This is a genomic window from Gillisella vitis (assembly GCF_021559775.1).
In the GTDB taxonomy this organism is placed as follows: domain Bacteria; phylum Pseudomonadota; class Alphaproteobacteria; order Rhizobiales; family Rhizobiaceae; genus Allorhizobium; species Allorhizobium ampelinum.
This window is the reverse complement of the sequence record NZ_CP056047.1, coordinates 1,491,465-1,513,394: the sequence shown is the minus strand read 5'-3', so window position 1 is coordinate 1,513,394 and position 21,930 is coordinate 1,491,465. Positions and strand designations below refer to the sequence as shown.

Sequence of the window (21,930 nt, the reverse complement as noted above, 5' to 3'; positions counted from 1 at the left end):
CGACGATATTGTGTCTGGCTTTCATCTCTTGCACCCCGTCACGGGCAAACGCCCGTCAAACGGCAATGGTCAAGACGACGCAGGGCGATATCGCAATAGAGGCATTCGAGAGGCGCGCACCTCAGAAGCGCCCAGCCGTTATCATCCTGAGCGGTAGCAAAGGCTTCCGATCAGCAGCCTATGACGATCTTGCTCAAAGTCTCGATAAGGCAGGGCTTGATGCCTATCTGGTTCATGCCGTTTCAGACGCAGATTTGACTGCCATTGGCCATGCGAAGGGTGCGGCAGGCCGCATCCAATATTACACAAGCCACATGGCCCGATGGAGCGCTGCTGTCCGGGATGTTCTACTGTTTCTCAAGAGACAATCTCCAGAGGACCGGAAAATCGGCGTTCTCGGAATTTCGCTGGGCGCGCAAATCGCCATCACCGCAACGGTAAACCGGCAAGATGCCAATGCCCTGGTGCTCGTGGACGGTGGCTTTCCCGCTGGTTATTCTCAATCCGTTCGCACGGCTCCTCCCCTCCTAATCGTCTGGGGGAGCGAGGACCGTGTGTTCCCTGTCTCGATGGCAAAGACATTATCAGAGCAGGCCAAATTCCTTGGAATGGCAACTGAGCTCTCGATCTTTGACGGTGGCGGACATGACTTTTTTCTGAAACCAGAAACACCTCTCGCGAAACAAGCCCATAAACGGGCAGCCCGTTTTCTTGCCGAGCGGTTGAGATAGCGTCAAGGCGACTTGCCATCTGCCTTTTTTCATGGATTGCTCACTGAAAACTGTTTCAGGAGAGTTTCATGACATTTCAAATCTGGCTTGCATTTGTTGCCACTGCCGCGGTCGTTCTCGCCATTCCAGGGCCAACCATCGTTCTGGTGATTTCCTATGCGCTTGGACATGGGCGCTCTGTGGCCAAGGCAACGGTAGCGGGGGTGGCGCTGGGTGATTTTACCGCCATGACCGCCTCCATGCTGGGGCTCGGCGCGCTTCTGGCCACCTCGGCGATGGTCTTCACACTGCTGAAATACATTGGCGCTGCCTATCTAATCTATCTCGGCATCAAGCTTTGGCGGGCACCGGTCATGACAAGACAGGAGGCCGAGGACGGCAGCCAGCTCTCCGCTGAAAAGCCTCTGAGAATCTTCCTGCACACCTATGCCGTGACCGCGCTCAACCCGAAAAGCATCCTGTTTTTCGTGGCCTTCCTGCCCCAATTCCTGAACACTGCCGAACCGCTGGCCTTGCAGATGGTGATTTTCGAAGCAACCTTCCTGGTGCTCGCCACATTGAACGCCGCCACCTATGCCATCATGGCGTCAATGGCACGCAAATCAATCCGCAAGCCTAATGTGCAGCGCTGGGTCAACAGAACCGGTGGTTCACTGATGATCGGCGCTGGCCTGGTTGCCGCCGGTTGGCGCAAGGCAGCCGCCTGACGCCAGGGGTCGCCTGGAGGCGGTCGATGGACCGCCTCTGCTGTCACTTCACCTTGGCCAGTTCCGCCAATTGCGCCATGATGGTCGCCGCACCCGCCAGCCGTTTCTCGGGCGTTGGCAGATCGCGGGTCAGGAACACACTGTGGTCTGGACGGATCTTGGCCATGCTGCCCTGTTTGGCGATGAAGCCGACCAAAGCTGCCGGGTTGGGGAACAGCTTGTTGCGGAACTGAACCACGACGCCCTTCGGACCGGCTTCCAGCTTTTCGACATTGGCCTTGCGGCACAGCGCCTTGACATAGACCACCTTCAACAGGTTCTGCACTTCCGCTGGCAGCGGCCCGAACCGGTCGATCAACTCGGCGCCGAAGCCGTCGATATCGTTCAATTCGGTCAATTCGCCCAGGCGGCGATACAGGCCAAGGCGTAGATGCAGGTCTGGCACGTATTCGTCGGGGATCATCACCGAGGTGCCGACCTGGATTTGCGGCGACCAGCCGCTATCGACGACCTCGTCCTCGCCCTTCACCTCGGCCACGGCCTCCTCCAGCATTTGCTGGTAAAGCTCGAAGCCGACTTCCTTGATATGGCCGGATTGTTCCTCGCCCAGCAGATTGCCAGCGCCGCGAATATCGAGATCGTGGCTGGCAAGCTGGAAGCCCGCGCCCAACGTATCCAGCGATTGCAGCACTTTCAGCCGCCGCTCGGCACTGGTCGTCAGCACCTTGTTGACTGGCAAGGTCAGCAGCGCGAAGGCCCGCACCTTGGAGCGTCCGACCCGGCCGCGGATCTGGTAGAGCTGCGCCAGGCCGAACATGTCGGCGCGGTGGACAATGAGAGTATTCGCGGTCGGCACATCCAGCCCGGATTCGACAATGGTGGTCGACAGCAGAACATCATAGCGGCCTTCATAGAAGGCGTTCATGATGTCTTCCAGCTCGCCCGCCGCCATCTGGCCATGGGCAATCGCCACTTTCAATTCCGGCACATCCGACTCCAGAAATGCCTTGATATCGGCAAGATCCGCCAGACGCGGGCAGACATAGAAGCTCTGGCCGCCGCGATAATGTTCGCGCATCAGCGTTTCGCGGATCACCAGCGGATCGAAGGGCGAAATGAAGGTGCGCACCGCCATACGGTCCACTGGCGGCGTGGTGATCAGCGACAATTCGCGCACGCCGGTCATCGCCAGCTGCAAGGTGCGTGGAATGGGCGTCGCCGACAGCGTCAGCACATGCACGTCGCTCTTCAACTCTTTCAGCCGTTCCTTATGCTTGACGCCAAAATGCTGCTCTTCATCAATCACCAGCAGGCCAAGATTGGCGAATTTTATGCCCGACCCCAGGAGAGCATGGGTGCCGACGACAATATCGGTCTTGCCCTCAGCCACTTCCTTCTTGACGAGGTTGAGTTCCTTGGTACCGACCAGCCGCGAGGCCTGCTGGATGCGGATTGGCAGACCGCGAAACCGCTCGGAAAACGTCTTGAAATGCTGGCGCGCCAAAAGCGTCGTCGGCACCACGACCGCCACCTGAATACCGTTCATAGCCGCAACAAAGGCGGCGCGCAGCGCCACTTCCGTCTTGCCGAAGCCGACATCGCCACAGATCAGCCGGTCCATCGGACGTCCGGCAGCCAGATCGCCACGCACCGCCTCGATGGCATTCATCTGGTCCTCGGTTTCCTCATAGGGGAACCGCGCGGCAAATTCGTCGTAGAAGCCTTCAGTCGTGGCCAGCACCGGCGCAGACCGCATCATCCGCTCGGCTGCAATACGGATCAGCCCGCCTGCCATATCCAGCAGGCGTTTCTTCAGCTTGGCCTTGCGCATCTGCCAGGCGCCGCCGCCCAGCTTGTCCAGTTGCGCTTCGCTGCCTTCCGAGCCGTAGCGCGACAGAAGCTCGATATTTTCGACCGGCAGGAACAGTTTGGCCTCATCGGCATATTGCAGTTCCAGACAGGCATGCTGACTGCCCGCCGCCTGGATGGTGCGCAATCCGATAAACCGGCCAATGCCATGCTCGGCATGGACGACGATCGAGCCTTCGTCCAGCCCGGCAACCTCAGAGATGAAATCAGCGGCCCGCTTGCGACGCTTGGACCGGCGCACCATGCGATCGCCGAGAATATCCTGCTCGCCGACCACCACGAGTTCGCCCACCTCAAACCCACCCTCCAGAGCCAGAACGGCGGTTGCCGCATGACCCTTGCCAAGCTGATCGAGATCCTTCAGGGCAGTAACAGGCTTTAGCCGCTCCAGCCCGTGCTCGTTCAACACCTGCAACAGCCGGTCGAGCGAACCTTCCGACCAGCCAGTAATCAGCACCTTGGAGCCGGACGCCCGCTTGTCGGAAATATATTTTACCGCCTGGGTAAAGACATTGACCCGTTGCGCCTCGCCATCAGCCTTGGTCTCGCTGCTTTCCTGCGCAGCCAGCTTCGCCCAGCGCGGGCCGGAGCGGGCGGAGAGTTCGACAATCTTGCGGCCCTCGCTATCCGGCTCGGCAAACGGCGTCAGACGGATCGGGTTCAGCGCTTCTAGCTTCTTGGCAAACTCCGCCGCCCCTAAATAGAGATATTCCGGCGGTATCGGTTTATAAGGTGTGCCCTGCGCCAAATGACCCTTGCCGGGCGTCGCGCTGTTCAACCGCGCCTCGTAATAGTCGCGGATCAGCTTGCCGCGTTCCTCGGCGGATTCGCGCACCGTATGGTCGAGCACCACCCGGAAATCGGTGAGATAATCGAACACCGTCTCCAGCTTTTCATGAAACAGCGGCATCCAGTGTTCCATGCCCGCATAACGGCGGCCTTCGGACACGGCGGTGTACAGCGCATCGTCGCGGGTGGCCGCACCAAACAGCGACAGGTAATTCTTGCGAAACCGGCTGATGCTTTCCGGCGTCAGCGTCACTTCGCTCATCGGGTTCAAATCAAGCGAGCGGACCTGGCCGATGGTGCGCTGGCTGGCCGGATCGAAACTGCGGATGCTCTCCAGCGTATCGCCAAAGAAATCCAGCCGCACCGGCTCTTCAGAGCCCGGCACGAAGACATCGAGAATGCCGCCTCGCACCGCAAATTCGCCGACTTCGCGCACCGTATCGACGCGCTCAAAACCATTACGCGACAAGCGGGCGGCAATGTCGTCCATCTTCACCTGATTGCCGGGGCGGGCCGAAAAGGAAAGGCTTTCGATAACGTCAGCCGGTGCCAGCTTTTGCAGCATGGCATTGGCAGTGACAAGAACAATGCCTGGATGCGGCTTTCGGGCATGAGCAATCAGCCCCGACAGTGCCGAGAGCCTGCGGGCGGAAATATCGGCGCTGGGCGAAACCCGGTCATAGGGCAGACAATCCCAGGCGGGCAAGGTCAGCACCGGAATATCAGGCGCGCAGAAGCCGAGCATCTGCTCGATATCGTTCATCCGGCTGGAATCCGACAGAAGATAGGCGACAGGCCTGCCCTGCCGCGCCAGTTCCGCCACCAGAAAAGCGTCCATACCATCAGGCACAGGCGAGAGGGTAACAGCGGACGTAGCCGCTGCCGTCTTCTTTGCATCAAACAGGGAAATCATTTTTCGGTCACAGCACTCGCATCAGGCCTGGACGACAAGGCAATGGCCGAACCATCGACAGGCGAAAAATCAGGTCGGGTCGCGGCAATGCGGTCAAACAACGGGATCTGAATATGGGCTGGCACAGGGGCTGCGCCATTGATCCAGCTGATCAGGTCATTGTCTTCTTCAGCCATGATCAGTTCGAGATCATCCAGCTCGGCATCGCTGAGTGCGCTGATCTCGGCTTCGGCAAACTGGCCGAGCATCAGGTCCATCTCCCGGATACCCCGATGCCAACAGCGAAACAGAATACGCCTGCGGCGGGGATCGAGATCGGCGCTGCTGCGAACCAGACCAGTCATGTCATTCACCTTCCTGTTGATGCCGAACCTCTTGGCTTCGCATCGAATTTTCTCGTAGACCGGTTTTCACAAGTCATAACGGAGCAAGCGGTTCGTCACTCCCGCGCCTTCGCTCGGCGGTCCTCGCCTCACTGAAAACGCACCGCACCTGTCGGCTCCATCCCTCTTCTCCCCATCGGGGAGAAGGTGCCGGCAGGCGGATGAGGGGGCTGCGAAGCCGAGAACCCGGTGCTTCCTCACAACATCACCCTACAGAAAAACCGGTTCCCACTTTTCGGTCCGATGCTTTTTCATCGCATCGGATATTCCGAAAAACCGGTAGCCACTTTTCAGTCCGATGCTTTTCTCACCACATCGGACATGCCTGAAAACCGGTTCCCACTTTTCAGTCCGATGCTGTATACCCGCTCACAATTGCCTTGTCAGCCTTGCAATGCGCCTCATCACACGGCATTTTGCCGCCATCATGCGTCCATCCCTGCTCGATCCCCTGTTTGCCTCCGTTTCCACCCTGCCGGGCGTTGGTCCGAAGCTGGCGCAATTGCTGGCGAGCCTGTTGGGCCGCGAAGACGCCGAGGATGCGCGTGTCGTCGATCTGCTGTTCTTAAGCCCCCATCGCCTGATCGACCGGCGCAACCAGCCAGGAATTGCCCGGGCCCCGCAAGGTGCCATCGTCACCGTGACGGGCCGGGTAGACCGCCACACACCTGCGCCTAAGGAAAATCGCAACGCGCCCTACCGGGTTTTCCTGCATGACGAGACCGGTGAATTAGCGCTGACATTCTTTCGCGCCAAGGGCAATTGGCTGGAAAAAGCCTTGCCGGTCGATGAGATCATCACGGTTTCGGGAAAAATCGACTGGTTCAATGGTCGCCCCTCGATGGTCCACCCGGATTTCATGGTCAAGGCCAGCGAGGCGGCGACCATGCCGCTGGTCGAGCCGGTCTATCCGCTTACGGCCGGCCTTTCGCCGAAAGTGCTGAAAAAGGCAATCGACCACGCTGTGGAACGCTTGCCGGACTTTGCCGAATGGATCGATCCGGCACTGGTGACGAAACAAGGTTTCGACGCTGTCAAACCAAGTTTTGAGCGATTGCACAGCCCCCGTGATGAAAAGGATGTGGATCCGCAGGCCCCGGCCCGGCGCAGGCTGGCCTATGATGAATTTCTGGCGGGCCAGGTCTCTCTGGCACTGGTGCGTCAACGCTTGCGCAAGGTGGCGGGAACACCGGTTCGCGCCACGGGCGAAATGAGCGGAAAAATCCTTGCCGCCCTGCCCTTTACCCCCACCAACAGCCAGAAGGACGCTGTTGCCGATATTTTGAAAGATATGGAAAGCGACAGCCGCATGTTGCGCCTGGTCCAGGGCGATGTCGGCGCGGGCAAGACGCTGGTGGCGCTGCTGGCGATGGCGGCTGTGGTGGAAAACGGCGGCCAGGCCGTGCTGATGGCGCCGACCGAAATTCTGGCGCGCCAGCATCATGCGACTCTATCAAAAATGGCGGCGGCTGCCGGAATCGCCGTCGATGTGCTGACTGGACGCACCAAGGGCCGCGAGCGTGAAGCGGTGCTGGAGCGAATAGCCTCCGGCCAAGCGCAAATAGTTATTGGCACCCACGCGCTGTTTCAGGATTCGGTCAATTATCACAATCTCATGCTGGCTGTAGTCGATGAGCAGCATCGCTTTGGTGTACACCAGCGGCTGCGGCTGACAGCCAAGGGCGTTTCGCCGCACATGCTGGTCATGACCGCCACGCCCATTCCGCGCACGCTGGTTCTGGCCGCCTTCGGCGACATGGATGTCTCCAAGCTCACCGAAAAACCGGCGGGCCGCAAGCCGATCCAGACAGTGACCGTGCCTGTGGAGCGCATCGGCGATATCGTTGACCGCCTCCAGGCCGCAATTGCTTCCGGCAAGAAAGCCTATTGGATCTGCCCGCTGGTTGAGGAAACCGAGGAATCGGAGCTGATGTCGGTCGAGGAACGCTTCGAGGTGCTGAAGATGTGCCTCAAGGCCCCCATCGGCCTCGTGCATGGCCGCATGAAGGGCGAGGAAAAAGACGCCGCCATGCTGGCTTTCAAGAGCGGTGAAACACGGCTGCTGGTCGCAACCACAGTGGTGGAAGTCGGTGTGGACGTGCCGGACGCGACAATCATGGTGATCGAACATGCCGAACGCTTCGGCCTTGCGCAACTACACCAGTTGCGCGGCCGGGTCGGACGCGGCGCGGAAGCCTCTTCCTGCATCCTTCTTTATAAAGGCCCACTGGGCGAAACCGGAAAGGCGCGACTGTCAATCCTGCGCGACAGCGAGGACGGCTTCCTGATTGCCGAAGAAGACCTGAAGCTGCGCGGCGAAGGCGAGCTACTCGGCACCCGCCAATCCGGCACGCCCGGCTTTCGCATCGCCAGTCTTGAACACCATGCCGACCTCCTGGAAATCGCTCGCAAGGACGCCGCCTATCTGCTGGAACGCGACCCCGACCTGACCTCGGCACGCGGCGAAGCGGTGCGCACATTGCTCTACCTGCACCGCCGCGATGAGGCCGTCCGGTTCCTGCGGGCTGGATGAGGAATGACAAGGTAGGCAAACAGGTTTGAGGCACTGCTCATCCGTCGGATTTCGCTTGCTTTTCACCCGGCAATCGCGGCTAGCTGTCATTCTCAACACGGAGGAAACGACAATGGCTAAAGGTCAGGTACGCGGCAACAAGGAAACGCGAAAGCCGAAGAAGGACAAGACAGTGGATAAAGCCGTAGCGCCCACGCTCGGCTCACAGGTCAAGAACAGCGAATCCTCGACAAAAAAGAAATAAGTGCGGAAGGCTTAGCCAAGGCCCGGCAGGACGAACGCCAGTTCTTCGCAATTTATACGTCGCCTTCACCCAAGTTGGCCAGTCGCCACGATATCCGTTTGCGGCGACTGCCTGGCCACAAGTGGCAATCTCGAAGAATTTTGCTCACCGCGTTCCAATGGACACGTGAAAAAACGGCATTGACTTTTCTCGAAAAAAGAACATAAAGAGAACAAAAGAGAGAGGATAGTATCATGTCTGACGCTGAAAAAATTATTGTCGTGCAGTTCAAAAAGAACCGCGCCGGTATTGTGCCGGGCGATATGCGCCAAGCTTCAAGCGTGGCTTCAGCAGAGAAAATTGCTGGCGCCATGGCAGCTCGCTACATTGGCGTTGCTGCATACGCAATCACAATCGATGAGGAAAATGGAAACATGACGAACCCACGCCTGCTGGTATCGCAGGGACAGATCTCCGACTTGATTCCAGACTGATCGAGCAGCGCATCAAACCAAATTTTCAAAAGATCTTTATGCCATTTCCGCTTTTGAGGACATGACATTGGTCATCCCAGAATCCATTTCTCAAAAACGCGCCTTAGTGGTCGGCAGTAACGCCGAACTGAAAGCACTATTCGGCTGGAATTCCGACGCGATGGCCGCGCTTTATACGAAAAAAGCCGACCGTAAGAAACTCTCACAGGCGGCGGCAACGAAACTGAACGGGAACATCCTATCCCCTCACCCTTAACCACAAACCCCTCACCTTAAGAATGAATGAGTAATTTCAGAGCCTTACAAAGTAAATTTTAGAGATTGGCGACCCCTGCAGGCGCATCAATATCTTTCGATATCAATCGGTTGTGAGCAGGTAGGACCAAAAGGCGCCCAATTGAAAACATTACTGAATTGCAACAACCTTGTCGCACTCAGGTTACCGTATTTGAGCATCGCGCAGCCGGCCCATTTTCTCAATTCCCAAACGCATAGAATTTGATAGTTCGTACTACGATCGTCGCCAAGCCAAGGAGGTTGCCTCATGCCTCTCCCAAGATTTGTTTATTTGAGACCCATCGATCATTTGATTGAATAATTACAGTTTTTGGCGGATATCTGTGTTTGAAGCTAAGGCCGAAACGCAGTCAGAGGCAATGTCCGGTTCAGAGAAGCCGGCGAAGGCCGTCAAATGGCAGAGATGGAGATGCGCGGCGGAATTCATCCCGAAGCGGGGCCAGCACCGAACGTGGCGATGGTCGTCCAGCTCAATGGAACGGTATCAAGATGGAAAATCGGGTGTCGCGATGAACATCGATGATTACGAACGCTCAGAGTTTAGCAGGTACCAGGCCTTCGCCGGTACTGTCAGGCAAATTCTCGAAAGTGCGATCGCCGCGGAGGACGGTCTTCCTCGTCCACAATCGATCCAGGCCCGAGCGAAGACGCCCGGCAGTCTCCGAAAGCGGCTGAATGAGACCGGCAACCTCGACGCACCGGACATCGCTTCCTTGCGCCGGGACCTCGCGGGCGTACGGCTGATTTTCTACACGAACGGCGACGTAAACCGCTTCACTAATTCCAGCGTCGTGTTCGACAATTTCGACGTCGATCGGAATGCCACAAAGATACACCACCCCGTGGAGGAGAATGGCGAGGTCCGGTACCAGGCAATCCACTACACGGTTGCGTTGAATGCAGCTCGCGTGGCCCTACCAGAGTACCGGGCGTTCGCGGGATTGCGCTGCGAGGTTCAGATTCAGACTATTCTGATCCACGCCTGGGCGGAGACATCGCACGATATCGTCTACAAGGCCGACGCTCGCGAGGGCTTTGGGAATGAAGCCCTCGAACAGATCAGGAAACGGTTCAACCGCATCATAGACAAGTACCTAGTCCCGGCAGGATACGAGTTTCAGCGGGCGCAACAGGACTACGAGCGCCTTGTAGCCGGCAAGCAGTTGTTCGATCAGAAAGTACTCGAATCCTTGCAAGAGGCTGAGGACAACAACCAGCGCTACGAACTCCTTCGGTCACTCGCAGACGATCTTCTTCCTCTATATGACGACGTTCCATCTATCCTGCCCGAGGTTCTGGAGGCGATCGTTGAGGCCAGCGAAAAAGCTCGTGCCACGGCGACGAAGCCGATTGATGGAACATTCGGGTCGTTCGCTGGGTATGGCGCCGATCAGATCGTTGACTTGGTGATCAACCTTATAGCAACCCACAAGTACGCGGCGGTCGAGCAGTCGTTCCTCGCGTTGAAACGAATCTTCTCGCAGGAAGCCGATGAGCGACGTCGGAAACGCATCATAGAAATCGTCGGCCACCTCGCCGGCTATCACCTTGGAGTTTGGGAGCAGGTCGGGCCGGAAGTTCAATACCGGCTGGCGAAAGTGGTTGGCGACCCAGCTCTCGTCGAGCGCGACGTCCGCCCAATCGTGATAGAGTTCTGGAAGAGCCTCCTCGATGCCGAAGCAACATCGAGCACATGGTCGGCGAATGCAGTTTCGCTAAACTCCGGAGAGGTGCCAGTGAAGGAGGTTCGTGAACTCCGACAGCGCGCTATTTCGGCGCTGTTCACGATGTACGAAAGCGCCGTGAACGATGGCGACCGGTGCGAGATTTTTCATGCCCTGGCTAACGCCACGCGATCTGGTCGGAATGACCCGAGTATCGAGTTCATGCGCGAGAGCCTTACCGACCATCTGCAGATCATCAAGTTCTTCAGCGAGCGAGCCGAAGACATGTCTTACGAGCTGCGTGAGACGATCGAGCACGCGGCGCTCTATTCCTACTACCGAGCGTCCGAACTCGTCGCAGCGGAGAACGACACCTTCGGATGCAAAGCTCAGGCGGCGGCCCTTAGAGCCGGAATCTTCGAACTGCGGGAAAGGTTGAACAACGACGGGACATACTCTCGATACAAGATCCTCGTAGGATTCGACGGCGTCATGCCATGGCAGTGGGACGACCGCGAGTTCGATATCGAACGCGTCGAGACCTATAAAGACGAGCAACTCGAATCCATGCTCACCGAAGTGTCCGCAGAAACGCAGGACTTGTGGCTTGTGTTTCTTGAGCGATGCGCAGCTACCAAATCGAACGACTCGGCGACTTTCCCCAGATTTGCGACGTTCGTAGAGAGATTATCTCAAAGGTCGCCAGACATAGCGGAGTTCGTCCTCAAGCACGCGACAGGCGACCTCCTCAGCTTTCTCACCGCCTTCCTAGACGGTCTTTTAAAGGCCGGAGACCAGACCGTATATGGCCGGTTACTCGAAAGATTTTTGCAAATGCCCGGTCACCTTTTGCCAATCGCCGCGCACTGGCGATTTTCTAAGCCCGACGCCCCGCACACCCTGCTCCGACTCCTAGGCCGAGCGATCGAGGATAACGATCGGCCAACAATCGCCGAATGCATAATGTTTGCGATGCGTAATTTTCCAGAAGGAACGCCTCCCCACGAGGAGTTCTTCCGTCCAGCAATCCAATATCTGATCGAGGCCAAGGATTCACGGTGGGCGAACATTGCCTTTCTTCCGCACTCGACAGCCTTCTTCAAGACCCTGGAAACAGTGGATGCGGTGCTCATTCTAGACAGCCTTCTTGAGGTTCCACAAGTCGTCCATAACGTCGAGCGCGTTCTTTCACATGTTGCCGCAACACACCTCGACCTCGTCTGGGACTATTTCGGGCGTCGCCTCGACCACCCCGGAAATAGCGTCGAAGGGATGCGCTACGATGCAGTACCGCACCGGCTACACCATCTCAACGCATCGCTAGCGTCAGATCCGGCCCTCGCTACAGCGAAAGCTCGCGGATGGTTCGAGACGGATTCCAAATCGTTCAGCTATCGCGGTAGCCGTGTTTTGGCCGCGGTTTTCCCGACGATGACGGAAGCGCTCGCGGATGCGCTACTGGCGGAGATCGCGAAAGGTCGACAGGAGGATGCAAAATTCGTTGTCGCGGTGATGACGAACTACCACGGGGAAGAGACCACGCATGGCGTTTTAAAGGCCCTGCTCAGAACGTTCTCCGATGACGAGATGGTCGAAGACGGCGTGGAGCGAAGCATTCGCAACACCGGGGTTGTTCACGGTGAATTTGGTTTCGTCGAGACGCTTCGGGCGAAGAAGGCAATGATTCAGCCATGGCTGGAAGAAAGCGGCGCCGTCGGGAAGTTTGCCGCGGAGCAGACGCGCTCCCTGGACCACTCGATCCTCTCCGAAAAACGAAACGCCGACGCCCGGAAGGCACTGCGCGAAATCGAATTCGCCAATGGCGACGACGAGTGACCAGCTTGATTGCTGGTTGGGGCGGTGGCTAGTTTATCTAATCAGGCCTCAAACCTGCGACAACCTGCTTAGAAGTCTCATTTTAGATGAGGAAAAACAAAGACCAGGCTCCAAACTGGCCCTGATAAGGGACCGTCAAAATCAATAACTTATTGGCAGTTTCCAAACCACTGCCGGCTCTATAATCCCGCCGCAGACCAATCTTCCGGGAGCAAATTTCCGCTGGAAAAAGATCTCCGCTCACAAGCGCATTGACTCCTCTCCAAAATGAGAACATTTATAGAACAAACGAGAGGTTGCTAATATGTCTGAAGCCGAAAAAATCATCGTCGTGCAGTTCAAGAAGAACCGCGCTGGCGTCGTGCCAGGCGACATGCGGCAAGCTTCAAGTGTCGCATCTGCGGAAAAAATGGCCGGCGCGATGGCCGAACGCTACATTGGCGTCGCCGCCTATGCGGTGACGATCGACGAAGAAAGCGGAGGCATGACAAATCCGCGCCTCCTCGTATCGCACGGACAGATTTCCGATCTGATGCCCGACTGATCTCCGGCGCGTCAAAACCAACCTAAAACAAATTGCAGGCTCAGGCTATGAAACACGAGGACGAGAACGTGCGCCCTGTTGGAGGCAACCCATCCACCGAAATCGTTTCCCACATCATTCAATGTCATGATGGGAACGCCAGCGTCGCAATTGAAAGCCTCTTGGAAGACATCCGATCTTTACGAGAGCAGCTGGCACTCGCCTCTGTCGCTATCAGCACAGGCTACACCAGAGGATGGCGACCGAGCGAGTTGGACGATGCCCCGTGATGGCGTTTGGTGGCTCAGCGAGCGTTCAAGTGATGTGGTCGGGGTCATATGTGAGACCTGCGAAATCCTAAAACTGTTGGATGGCCAGGCGCTATTTGCCGAATATGGCGACCAATCAATGCCCTCACTATTGCGCTTAATTGCACCCGAGAAGATTCATTGCCCCAAGCCGTGGGATGGTTTTTCAGGCCGATGCAGGCTCACCTACTACCGCACGAGAAATCAAAGTCTCAGTGACGCTAAAACTCAGAATAAAAGCGTCCTTACCAGATCCGATATCCGCAGCTGGGAAATGGTGGTCGTAGGTTGCCGTAAATGCAAAAACATTGCCGAATTGCCGCGCTATAAGCTTGAAAAAATATGCGATCCGGCCACCCCCATATTGAGCCTAATCCCGCGGCTGAAGTGCAGTAAATGCGGTAGCCGCGGGGAAAGCTTCATAAGCGTTGTAAGGCCACCGAGATAGTAAAACCAATATCAGTCTGACTGTCCCGACCGCGCCGCTCTCGCCCGCTCTAGGCTGATTAGAATTTGTCGCAAAAGCTCATTCGTTTGAGATGGCGTTTGCTTCCCTTTAAAGGTGAACGCAAAATCGACCGTGTTTTTCAACGTGCGTTTAAAGCTACCCGATGGAGATACATCAAATTTTCCAGCAGCCCTACGAAGCCCACCATCCGTGCTGATAGTCGTAGTAAAATCAACTGTATAACCAATATCGTGAGGATGATCGGAAATTGATGCCAGTTGATTAAACCACTCATCGGTTTTAAAATTTCCCGGGTACATTTTACTGTACTCGTATGATGGCGGCCTCTTGCAATCATCAAATTCCTTTTTTTTCATCTCCCTGTTAAGAGTCGCCGGTTCTACAGTGTACGTAACCTTTACTAGACGGTGGGCGTTATTCTCAATTTTCGAAGAGACAGACCAATCCAGGACGCCCACGATAGGTTGTATGTACTTCAATGGGCCGACGCCAACCGACCAAGTGCGCCCTGTATCTATTTCGAGAGAATATGCGGCTACGAGATCTTTAAAACTTCCGCCTTCGTTCTTCTCTCTTCCGGCTAATATATTTCCGTAGTTAACCGCCAACTCGCACCTGATCCTGGCGGATAGATCAGCCACAAGATCTTTATATTCAGATTCGGCTCTCGGTATCTCCGCACAACCGTTCAGCGAGATAAATGCAGCGCACAAGGGCGCGATACTCATGTTCACCTTTGACAAGACTACCCCCTACCTTAAGATCCCCTTAATAAGTTAATATTATATATCAAAACAATCAAACTGAATTTACAACTTTTAATTATTGCTTACATTGGCCTTGCAACAAAAGAATAATCATTCGTCAGATTGCAAAAATCACATGCAAAATCTGGCTTTGCTTGCCTCTGTCGTGCTGAATTTTTGGTTTGCCGCGGCATTTATTAGACTTGAAAACGTGAGCTATGGTCGCAAGACCGCAACCACCCGTTGCCCGTTGCTATAAAAAAGGCCGGAAGAGTGATCTCCCGGCCTTTTTCTAAGTTTCGGAGCGAGGCACCGCTCGATCTCGTAATTCGCGGTCGGCCTCTTCAATTGCCCGAGACAAGAGATAGGCTAGCATCGCTTTGCCGTCTGCTTCAGCGATGGCCAGAATCCTCCTTAACTCGGCAGCGACAAATTCAAGGTCTTCCGCGCCTCGCAAATTTTTGTTTCCCGCAATCGTTCGCCCGGATCGTTTTCCATTTGAGCCATACTTATCAGGTACGATAGGAATATTTCACCTTCCCTTTCCGCCAACAGTTTTGCCACGTTCAAATGCTCAGCAATAATTTTGTTCATATTTATATCCCCGGCCAATGGTCGAAGGATAGCAAAACGATTGATGAAAACATCCCTGAATCAATAGTGGTATTGGCCACATACTAATTGAACTTCGTCGCTCGGCGTCAGGATATATGACAATATACACCTCATAAATTGCAACTTAAAATCTATATGTATTTCAAGGTTGTTTTTACAAAATTATCATCGGACCCAATCCAGCAAATGCACATATTGTGATCTTCAAACCCTACACAAACCGGGAAAACCCCATACTGCCCTCTTCCACTTATCCGCGATAAGTGATTACTCATACACGGGGATTAAATTAGGGGGCCGTCGTGAGAGTTAAATATGTTGCCTTGGTCGCTTTGGCGGCCATTTCTAGCTGTGCAAAACGCCCTGACGCAATTGTTCCTGTAGACATTCCGATGGCTGCTTATACGAACATGGACTGTCAAGCGATTGCCCAGGAAATGCTGAAAGAGCAGACCCATCTCGCTGCTATATCGAAACAGCAAAATGATGCTGCAAATGGCGACGCTCTCGGCGTCTTCCTTCTCGGCGTGCCTGTATCAAGCACCCTCGGTGGGGACAAAGAGGGGCAAGTTGCTGTGACCAAGGGCAAGATAAACGCTATGGAATCGGCGATGCGAAGCAAAGGCTGCAACGCTCCTCCAGCCGAAAAAATCTCGACCAAACCAGTTGCTGGAAGTAAGCCGAGTCCCAAGGCATCCTAACGCAGCGATTGCGTCGCAGATGGTCTATCGTTTAAATCTACTCAAAGGTGGAGTTGCTATTTTGAGAGCCCCTCCCCTTTCCTTTTGAAATCACAGCATTAGGTTCCACCGCACGGCGTAATCAAGCGTCTTTAGGAGTGGGGCTTTGGGTACTTCAATTCTCATCAGCATCCTGATCACCTTCCTGGTGATTGTGCTGGTTCTCTATCTCATTGGCATGTTGCCGATTGATGGCCGGGCAAAACAGATAGCCCGTCTCGTCGTTATCATCATCGGCATCCTGTCGCTGCTGAAGTACATTGCGGTGTTCTAAATCGCAAAAAACCCCGACAGCATGCTGTCGGGGCTTTTAGCTCGATCACTGCCGACGTGCACCGCCTTCTTTTGCAGCCTAAAAACTCAACCCATCATTTACAATTCATAAATAAATCAACCTTTAATATTTTCAGTGCAATCAGCGATGGAGGATGACAGATGAGCACTGAGCGATTTACAACTGTGAAAATTCGTAACGAGACAGGACTAACCTTAGCCTCGGTTGGTGTGGTCCATAAGTACAGCGACGTTTATAAGCACAGTAAGGAGTGGTTAAACTTGGCCAGTGGCGCAGTCACGCCCGATCCGCTTATAGTGCAGTATAACACCGGCTTTTTGACGACCGGGCGAGACTGGTGGTCTATCGTAGCCATGACCGAAGACGGCCGCATTCTGCGTTCGGATCCCTCGAACATGAGGGGACTATGGGATACGGTCGAAAAAGGGCTGAACAAATTTGGCTGGGAGATTGTAAAAATCGCTGGCACTGTCACAGTTTCGACTGGCGGGACTGGTGGACTAGTTGCCGCCCCGGTCGGGGCAGTGACGGCAATTTTGACAATCATCACGAACACGGAGTCAACAAAGGGCTTCAAGCAATTTTTCCTTGAGGAAAAAGACGCTCCACACGGTATTGAAATAGTTCTGCGGCCTAATGAAGTGGAATTCATCGGCATCGAATCTACGGCCGTAACGCCGTTGACAGAAGTTGGAAGAATCGCGAGCTAGGCGATCCGCATCGCTGTCGAAAACATCGGGGTAACGGAAACTTCTTATAAAATTCAGATCGAATTGGATTACAACCATCAGCGACTTCGAGCGGGATGGAGATCCATTTCTATAGCAAAGGGTTAGGGCGAAAATATCATCCGCCCTGCTTCTTTTCGATCCTCGTCAGGATCTCCTTCACGACCTGCATATCGCCGGAAAGCTTATTGAGGGCAGCAGTCGTTATCGCGCCGTTGGTTTCGACGGTATCAATTGCCTTTTCGAGACCGGCCAGTTTCTGATTTGTGAGATCCAGAACCCGGCGATCTTCATTCCTATCGCGCTCAATGTTCGTCAGGCGGGTCTCAATACTTCCTATGACTTTTTGATTTTCCGCCAGGCGTTCCCGGTGGTAGGTTTCGTGGTTGAGCTGCCATTGCAGCGTCTTCGCATCGTTGGTTTCTTGCGTGTTTTTCCAAGAGCCAACCGTGGCGACGGAAGCCAACGCACCAATAATAAGCACAATGAAATTTATCATCGACCCGAAACGACGAAATGTCTCTTCCACCTTCTGTCCTGTCTGTCCTTGCGTCATCGTTAAGCCCTCTGGTTTCCGTTCGGTCTTAACGCTCAACGAGCGCCAAAATTAGATTTCATGTCCACGCCCCAGGCGGCACAATCCGCCGCCTGCCGGTCCCGGTTATCGGCAACGACTTCCCATCGCTTGAGTGTCACCACGCGGGCCTCATCGCCCCGTGGCACCACGCGACCCATCTTCGCAACGCAAGCCTCTGGCAGGTCCGGGAATGGTGTTTGCACCCGCGCCTGCCCCTGGACAACAGCCGCGGCAGAAGCGCGCTGCTCAAGTGTCTGGCAGCCCTTGGCGCTCATAAGGATAAGGGCAAGGGGAACCATCATCAGTGCTTTCCATACCATTCCAGTTCCTCCTTGGACCACGAATCCAGTCCATCCTTATGGGCTTGCTCCTGAAAGTCGCGAATGCGCGCCTCCGCGTCTTGGCGGGCAATCTCTGTTGCCGCCGCCCGCTCCTGCGCTTTGGCGCTTGCTGCTTGCGCAATTTCTCGATTGCGCCGCTCCGCATCGAGCTGCGCTTGCAAGGCATCCCGCTCGAATGTGGTGACCATATTTTCTGTGGCAGTCTGGACCGCATTGGCGACCCGGCCATTGATCACCTGCCCGATCAGCGGCAAGCGAACGCCTTCATAGGCAACGAGCATGACAAGGAAGCCGACCGCGAGGCCGAGGACGATGGACAAAGTGATTTTGATGGGATCGGTGAGACTGGAGAGCATCACAGACCACTCACGCAAACTTCGGCTTCACCGATTCGTTGCGCGTCTCCCATTTCCCGCCGCTTGACCAATCCATCTACGATGATGCCACCGGCTTTGTTGAAAGCGGTTTGGGCTTCACACCCCTCCCGGAATTTTCCTTGCATATGCAAGCGTGTCGCGGTCGATCCGGCCATTCCCTTCCTCGACGCCACGGAACCAACGCCGAAATTATAGGCGCCGGATAGCATGGCAGCCTGCACACCGACCGGAAAGTTGGTGTAGCCAGGCACTGCCTTGACCAAGGGGAGGTAATAGTCGTGAAAGATTTGCTTGCGCGTCATGTCTTCACACTGCCCTCGCGTAAACGACATGCCCGGCGGCACAGGCTTTCCATTGATCATCGTGATCCCGGCGCAAATATCCCAGATCTTTGCGAAGCGATCCCAGTGCGATTGCAGCACCATACCTTCCCAAGGAAGGATCAGTTTGTCAGTCGCCAACAGGACAGCTGGCGGGAGAACGTCCGGCGTCGTATCCCGTTGGCTTTGCCACCCGGCTACACCCGCTGCGATAATAGCGGCGGCGATCGCTGCCTTCGCCCGAGGGCTCGATTTGATTTTATTGATCGGCATCGGATAGTCCTTTCTGGGCAACGACGCGCGCCCATATCGCCGCAAAAGTCAGAAGCCCTTGCAGCCCGCGAAGCAGCAGATTGACCCACGCCTCAAGGCCGTAGGCACCATCGACAAGAGCGTCGACAACAGGCTGGATAACAAAAATCAGTCCAGCAGCAGCCGTGAAGCGGACAGACCAAGCCCGAGCCAGAACCGTTCGCCAATTTTCAACAGGCCTTAATTTGCGCATGGCACACCGCCACCCGCGAAGCTCTCCGCGCGATCCATGATAGTATCCTTGTTTTGTTAGATTTTTCCGGGAAACACCCCCGGATCAGCAGCGGTTTGACACGCTGAAATCATAAGAACATAATGAGAACATGATTAGTCTCACCACATTCGGCACCCTCCTGGCTAAGGGCTGCTCCATAACTGCCTATTGCGATCTATGCAGGCGCACGGTGGCGGTCGATCTTGCTACGCTACTCCCAGACGGCAAATGCGTGGGGCGAGTGTGGCGATGCAAGGAATGTGGTCAGCCCGGGAGCATCCGGCTCTGTCCGAAGGCTCCCCAGGTGGTCCAATCACATCAGACCGGACAAGAACCATGATAGCTCTGCGGGCTATGCCCCAATGACTGGCGACCACGCGCCAGAAAGTGGGCAAAAGAAAATAGCAGCCTTTCCGGCAGGGATAGAAACTGATGCCGGATTGCTGCCGCCATAATCAAGGATATCACTACCGTTCGGGTAAACCTTTAGTGCGGTTGCGGTGATATTTGTAATTGCAACATAATCGTCCAAATAGCCGACAGCTGCTGGCAGCTTCACCCCATCAGCAGACCCAGAGGTAACTGACGTGACGCGGTTCGATTTGGCCGTCAATTGCGTTGCAGTACCGGAAGTGGCGCCAGCTGCCGCGATGTTGTTGGCCCCTGCAGGAACTGATGCGCTGACGATAGGAGACCAAGCCGTATTGGCAGAACCATCATAGTAAATCGCGACGAACTCAACCGTTCGGCCTGGCGCCACACGAACGAACGAAGGCGTGGCGCCGCCAACATCAATGAAGTCTGTCCCATTAGGGTAAACTTTGATGATGGCGGAACTTACGTTTGAGACAGTTACAGCCTGTCCAACAATTCCCACGCCCGGTGGCAACTTGACACCGTCCGCAGATCCGGCTGTCGCAGCCGTGACGCGGTTGGTTTTGGCTGTCAGCTGCGTTGACGTATTGGAAATTGTTCCTGCCGCCGGGATGCTATTGGCGCCGCCATAACGGACGCCGCTGATAACAATGTCATGGGTGTCATTGATTGCCGGAGTGCCAATGACCTTTGCGCCGCTGGCCTGTTCGCCGCGCACGGTGATTTTGTTCTGGCCCTGCGAATACGAAAAATCGACAGTTCCAGAATTTTGGTCGACCGCGATGACTTCGACTATGTTGGCCTGAGCATAATCAGATCCATCCCGGCCAAAGGTGATCCCCTTCGGAGCAGTTCCCGAGGCCGCGCCACCAATGAAGCCGTAAAACTGGCATTCATTCGCGGCCAACACCACATTGTAAGCGCCGTTGCGGGTCGCATAAGCGCGAACACCTTTGTACATTGCGCCCTTTTGCAGCAGAAGAACGTTACCAATAGCGGCGCCTTCAAAGTGGCTGTCCGAAATTTCGCAGCCTGCAGCATCATAAATACCCCAACTATGATTATTCACTGTGCCGCTATTGTAGGCGTGGAGATTCCTCCCGCGAGCAGTAAACGTGCTTTGAAACCGGAACGCTGGATAGGCGGCGTTACCGTTCTGACTGGCATGGATGGCATGAACGTTATTCAAGCTGCTATCGTGCGGACCGCGCATATCCATGCTTTCTGCGCCGGTGTAGTCCATCCAAATATATTCAAATATGCTCTCCATCCCAAGAGAGCCATAGTCACCGGGGGTGATCCCACCGCCGGCTGAATCATTGTAATCGCAGGTGATCCCTTTTCCCGCGATGTTTGTGATAAAGACCCAGGAAATGCACATTCGGCGTGCATACAGCGCGATGCCATGTCCATCCGTATTGTTTGCGCGGTTGCCGTCAATCGTCAGATTATTGATCGTGATGTCACGTGGGACTTCATCCGACACCACCGTACCAAATTGAGAGTCAAAATCGTCCGTCGCCAAAAGATGTGCGTTCGACCCATTCAGCAATTTCAACTTTGACTTAAGAATATGCGCGCCCTTGATAACAGACCCATCAATCAAAATGAGCCCGCTTACATAAGTCGTGCCTTCAGGCAGCAAGATCTTTTTGCCAGCATTGATCGCAGTCTGGATAATCGACGTATAGTCCAGCACGCCGCTGCTATGCAGCGTAGGCGTTCCTGGCAGCCGGCTAAGGGGATAGATAATGTCGCCGCCTTGCAACGCGCTATCGGCCAAGACGCCCTGTGCTTCGCTGGCTGCGCCAATATTTGAGCGGGCAAGCGCTTTTTCAATATCGGTTCGAACTTGCGTAGCGTCGTACCGCACGCGGTTGTCAAGCCCAGCTTCCACTGCCGCCTGTGCGGTAACTGCTGCATCCCGTGCCGCTTCCGCCTGGTCCACCAGCGCCGAAACATCTTCATCCGTGATCAACCGGAACGTCGAGCCGGAAATCTTTCCCGCCATAACCATGCCCGCGGTTAGCGCGCTGGCATTCGTGCCGCGGTTGGTCTTAATCGTCAGATCGACGCCGCCATTGAATGAAATCGTCGCTGGCTCATCCGTTGTCGTGGTAAATAGCTCAATCATGATGAGCATGTCTTCAGACACAGCGATATCGGTTGTCGCGTTGATGGCGTTCGGGGTCCCTGTTCCGGTATCCGTTGCCAACAGATATGAATACGGCAGGGAGAGGATGCGGGTCCATGATCCAGTGCCGGAAGCACCAGATTTGACATAGATGCCGTTATAGGCAGCCGTCGCATCATCATAGACCCACGCCATCGTTCCCGCAGCAAAGGCCAAATCCGCGTAAAGATTGGCGCGCGTGTCCTTGGCGATGGAGCCAGCACCAGTCGTCAACGCGTTCAGAGCGGCCTCGATCACCGCCGCCCATTGGCGGATCAGAGGTTTGGGCGGATGATACACAGACGTGCTGGGGCCATCGGCCCAGATGGAGGCGCCGTTCGGGCTAATCGTCATGTCAGAATTTCCTTATCGCCAGAG

The 21,930-nt window shown here is 55.4% G+C and carries 21 protein-coding genes; 11 read left to right on the top strand and 10 right to left on the bottom strand.

The annotated features are described in order from the left end of the window. Positions 1 to 65: 65 nt before the first annotated feature. Together AVCG78_RS07245 and AVCG78_RS07240 are read left to right on the top strand one after the other, a co-directional pair. The gene (locus AVCG78_RS07245; protein ID WP_174089672.1) at positions 66 to 731 is read left to right on the top strand and encodes an alpha/beta hydrolase; all 666 of its coding nucleotides are present in this window, start codon (positions 66 to 68) and stop codon (positions 729 to 731) included. Positions 732 to 799: 68 nt separating this feature from the next. After that, entirely contained in the window at positions 800 to 1,438 is a 639-nt protein-coding gene (locus tag AVCG78_RS07240; protein ID WP_071206260.1) for a LysE family translocator, read from the top strand. Between the two features lie 43 nt (positions 1,439 to 1,481). On the opposite strand, the gene mfd is transcribed toward AVCG78_RS07240, so the two are convergent. Together mfd and AVCG78_RS07230 are read right to left on the bottom strand one after the other, a co-directional pair. Continuing rightward, the gene (gene mfd / locus AVCG78_RS07235; protein ID WP_156582718.1) at positions 1,482 to 5,009 is read right to left on the bottom strand and encodes a transcription-repair coupling factor; all 3,528 of its coding nucleotides are present in this window, start codon (positions 5,007 to 5,009) and stop codon (positions 1,482 to 1,484) included. Next, positions 5,006 to 5,353, bottom strand: coding sequence for an FAD assembly factor SdhE (locus tag AVCG78_RS07230; RefSeq protein ID WP_071206262.1), 348 nt, complete (start codon positions 5,351 to 5,353; stop codon positions 5,006 to 5,008). Before AVCG78_RS07230 ends, mfd begins: the two co-directional genes overlap by 4 nt. 466 nt (positions 5,354 to 5,819) lie before the next feature. On the opposite strand from AVCG78_RS07230, the gene recG reads away from it, so the two are divergent. The 6 genes from recG (at position 5,820) to AVCG78_RS07205 (ending at position 12,983) form a co-directional block, all read left to right on the top strand. After that, positions 5,820 to 7,925: an ATP-dependent DNA helicase RecG gene (gene recG, locus AVCG78_RS07225; RefSeq protein ID WP_071585241.1), complete on the top strand. Its 2,106-nt coding sequence runs from the start codon at positions 5,820 to 5,822 to the stop codon at positions 7,923 to 7,925. Positions 7,926 to 8,037: 112 nt separating this feature from the next. Then, positions 8,038 to 8,169 carry a hypothetical protein gene (locus tag AVCG78_RS27190; protein WP_267889558.1) on the top strand — a complete coding sequence of 44 codons (132 nt, stop codon included), beginning with the start codon at positions 8,038 to 8,040 and terminating at the stop codon, positions 8,167 to 8,169. Positions 8,170 to 8,402: 233 nt separating this feature from the next. Beyond that, positions 8,403 to 8,642 (top strand): hypothetical protein, encoded by a 240-nt coding sequence (locus AVCG78_RS07220; RefSeq protein WP_071206264.1) that lies wholly within the window; start codon positions 8,403 to 8,405, stop codon positions 8,640 to 8,642. A gap of 67 nt (positions 8,643 to 8,709) precedes the next feature. Continuing rightward, positions 8,710 to 8,898, top strand: a complete 189-nt coding sequence (locus AVCG78_RS07215; RefSeq protein WP_409065474.1) for a hypothetical protein — start codon at positions 8,710 to 8,712, stop codon at positions 8,896 to 8,898. 550 nt (positions 8,899 to 9,448) lie between these two features. Continuing rightward, the gene (locus AVCG78_RS07210; RefSeq protein ID WP_071585198.1) at positions 9,449 to 12,439 is read left to right on the top strand and encodes a RelA/SpoT domain-containing protein; all 2,991 of its coding nucleotides are present in this window, start codon (positions 9,449 to 9,451) and stop codon (positions 12,437 to 12,439) included. A 304-nt stretch (positions 12,440 to 12,743) separates the two neighbouring features. After that, entirely contained in the window at positions 12,744 to 12,983 is a 240-nt protein-coding gene (locus AVCG78_RS07205) for a hypothetical protein (protein ID WP_071585197.1), read from the top strand. Between the two features lie 746 nt (positions 12,984 to 13,729). Here AVCG78_RS07205 and AVCG78_RS07195 read toward each other — a convergent pair. Then, positions 13,730 to 14,482 carry a hypothetical protein gene (locus AVCG78_RS07195; protein ID WP_143049423.1) on the bottom strand — a complete coding sequence of 251 codons (753 nt, stop codon included), beginning with the start codon at positions 14,480 to 14,482 and terminating at the stop codon, positions 13,730 to 13,732. 417 nt (positions 14,483 to 14,899) lie between these two features. Continuing rightward, complete coding sequence (locus AVCG78_RS07190) at positions 14,900 to 15,079, bottom strand: hypothetical protein (protein WP_071585194.1); 180 nt, start codon at positions 15,077 to 15,079, stop codon at positions 14,900 to 14,902. Between the two features lie 323 nt (positions 15,080 to 15,402). Between AVCG78_RS07190 and AVCG78_RS07185 the strand changes: the two genes are divergently transcribed. The 3 genes from AVCG78_RS07185 to AVCG78_RS07175 all read left to right on the top strand — a co-directional run bounded on the left by AVCG78_RS07185 (position 15,403) and on the right by AVCG78_RS07175 (position 16,845). Then, entirely contained in the window at positions 15,403 to 15,801 is a 399-nt protein-coding gene (locus AVCG78_RS07185) for a hypothetical protein (RefSeq protein WP_071585193.1), read from the top strand. A gap of 145 nt (positions 15,802 to 15,946) precedes the next feature. Continuing rightward, positions 15,947 to 16,114 carry a Thivi_2564 family membrane protein gene (locus tag AVCG78_RS07180; RefSeq protein ID WP_174089665.1) on the top strand — a complete coding sequence of 56 codons (168 nt, stop codon included), beginning with the start codon at positions 15,947 to 15,949 and terminating at the stop codon, positions 16,112 to 16,114. 161 nt (positions 16,115 to 16,275) lie between these two features. Further along, on the top strand, positions 16,276 to 16,845 hold the full coding sequence (locus AVCG78_RS07175) for a hypothetical protein (protein WP_071585192.1): 570 nt from the start codon (positions 16,276 to 16,278) through the stop codon (positions 16,843 to 16,845). A 136-nt stretch (positions 16,846 to 16,981) separates the two neighbouring features. Here AVCG78_RS07175 and AVCG78_RS07170 read toward each other — a convergent pair whose 3' ends face one another. The 6 genes from AVCG78_RS07170 to AVCG78_RS07145 form a co-directional block, all read right to left on the bottom strand. Then, positions 16,982 to 17,419, bottom strand: a complete 438-nt coding sequence (locus AVCG78_RS07170; RefSeq protein ID WP_143049422.1) for a hypothetical protein — start codon at positions 17,417 to 17,419, stop codon at positions 16,982 to 16,984. A 35-nt stretch (positions 17,420 to 17,454) separates the two neighbouring features. After that, positions 17,455 to 17,742, bottom strand: a complete 288-nt coding sequence (locus tag AVCG78_RS07165) for a hypothetical protein (RefSeq protein ID WP_234796167.1) — start codon at positions 17,740 to 17,742, stop codon at positions 17,455 to 17,457. Then, positions 17,742 to 18,137, bottom strand: a complete 396-nt coding sequence (locus tag AVCG78_RS07160; protein ID WP_071585189.1) for a hypothetical protein — start codon at positions 18,135 to 18,137, stop codon at positions 17,742 to 17,744. Before AVCG78_RS07160 ends, AVCG78_RS07165 begins: the two co-directional genes overlap by 1 nt. After that, a complete protein-coding gene (locus AVCG78_RS07155; RefSeq protein ID WP_071585188.1) occupies positions 18,137 to 18,751 on the bottom strand; it encodes a lysozyme in 615 nt (204 codons plus the stop codon). The genes AVCG78_RS07160 and AVCG78_RS07155 overlap by 1 nt, the downstream gene beginning before the upstream one ends. Next, positions 18,738 to 18,983, bottom strand: coding sequence for a DUF7940 domain-containing protein (locus AVCG78_RS07150; RefSeq protein WP_071585187.1), 246 nt, complete (start codon positions 18,981 to 18,983; stop codon positions 18,738 to 18,740). The genes AVCG78_RS07155 and AVCG78_RS07150 overlap by 14 nt, the downstream gene beginning before the upstream one ends. 373 nt (positions 18,984 to 19,356) lie before the next feature. Next, on the bottom strand, positions 19,357 to 21,906 hold the full coding sequence (locus tag AVCG78_RS07145) for a hypothetical protein (protein WP_071585186.1): 2,550 nt from the start codon (positions 21,904 to 21,906) through the stop codon (positions 19,357 to 19,359). Positions 21,907 to 21,930 lie beyond the last annotated feature (24 nt).

What these genes read in the sequence shown, in the direction of transcription:
- AVCG78_RS07150 (WP_071585187.1), bottom strand. Translation starts at nt 18,983, where the DNA reads ATGCGCAAATTAAGGCCTGTTGAAAATTGGCGAACGGTTCTGGCTCGG.
- AVCG78_RS07160 (WP_071585189.1), bottom strand. Translation starts at nt 18,137, where the DNA reads ATGCTCTCCAGTCTCACCGATCCCATCAAAATCACTTTGTCCATCGTC.
- AVCG78_RS07230 (WP_071206262.1), bottom strand. Translation starts at nt 5,353, where the DNA reads ATGACTGGTCTGGTTCGCAGCAGCGCCGATCTCGATCCCCGCCGCAGG.
- AVCG78_RS07220 (WP_071206264.1), top strand. Translation starts at nt 8,403, where the DNA reads ATGTCTGACGCTGAAAAAATTATTGTCGTGCAGTTCAAAAAGAACCGC.
- AVCG78_RS07205 (WP_071585197.1), top strand. Translation starts at nt 12,744, where the DNA reads ATGTCTGAAGCCGAAAAAATCATCGTCGTGCAGTTCAAGAAGAACCGC.
- AVCG78_RS07190 (WP_071585194.1), bottom strand. Translation starts at nt 15,079, where the DNA reads ATGAACAAAATTATTGCTGAGCATTTGAACGTGGCAAAACTGTTGGCG.
- AVCG78_RS07155 (WP_071585188.1), bottom strand. Translation starts at nt 18,751, where the DNA reads ATGCCGATCAATAAAATCAAATCGAGCCCTCGGGCGAAGGCAGCGATC.
- AVCG78_RS07170 (WP_143049422.1), bottom strand. Translation starts at nt 17,419, where the DNA reads ATGACGCAAGGACAGACAGGACAGAAGGTGGAAGAGACATTTCGTCGT.
- AVCG78_RS07175 (WP_071585192.1), top strand. Translation starts at nt 16,276, where the DNA reads ATGAGCACTGAGCGATTTACAACTGTGAAAATTCGTAACGAGACAGGA.
- AVCG78_RS07245 (WP_174089672.1), top strand. Translation starts at nt 66, where the DNA reads ATGGTCAAGACGACGCAGGGCGATATCGCAATAGAGGCATTCGAGAGG.
- recG (WP_071585241.1), top strand. Translation starts at nt 5,820, where the DNA reads ATGCGTCCATCCCTGCTCGATCCCCTGTTTGCCTCCGTTTCCACCCTG.
- AVCG78_RS07240 (WP_071206260.1), top strand. Translation starts at nt 800, where the DNA reads ATGACATTTCAAATCTGGCTTGCATTTGTTGCCACTGCCGCGGTCGTT.
- AVCG78_RS07145 (WP_071585186.1), bottom strand. Translation starts at nt 21,906, where the DNA reads ATGACGATTAGCCCGAACGGCGCCTCCATCTGGGCCGATGGCCCCAGC.
- AVCG78_RS07210 (WP_071585198.1), top strand. Translation starts at nt 9,449, where the DNA reads ATGAACATCGATGATTACGAACGCTCAGAGTTTAGCAGGTACCAGGCC.
- AVCG78_RS07165 (WP_234796167.1), bottom strand. Translation starts at nt 17,742, where the DNA reads ATGATGGTTCCCCTTGCCCTTATCCTTATGAGCGCCAAGGGCTGCCAG.
- AVCG78_RS27190 (WP_267889558.1), top strand. Translation starts at nt 8,038, where the DNA reads ATGGCTAAAGGTCAGGTACGCGGCAACAAGGAAACGCGAAAGCCGAAG.
- mfd (WP_156582718.1), bottom strand. Translation starts at nt 5,009, where the DNA reads ATGATTTCCCTGTTTGATGCAAAGAAGACGGCAGCGGCTACGTCCGCT.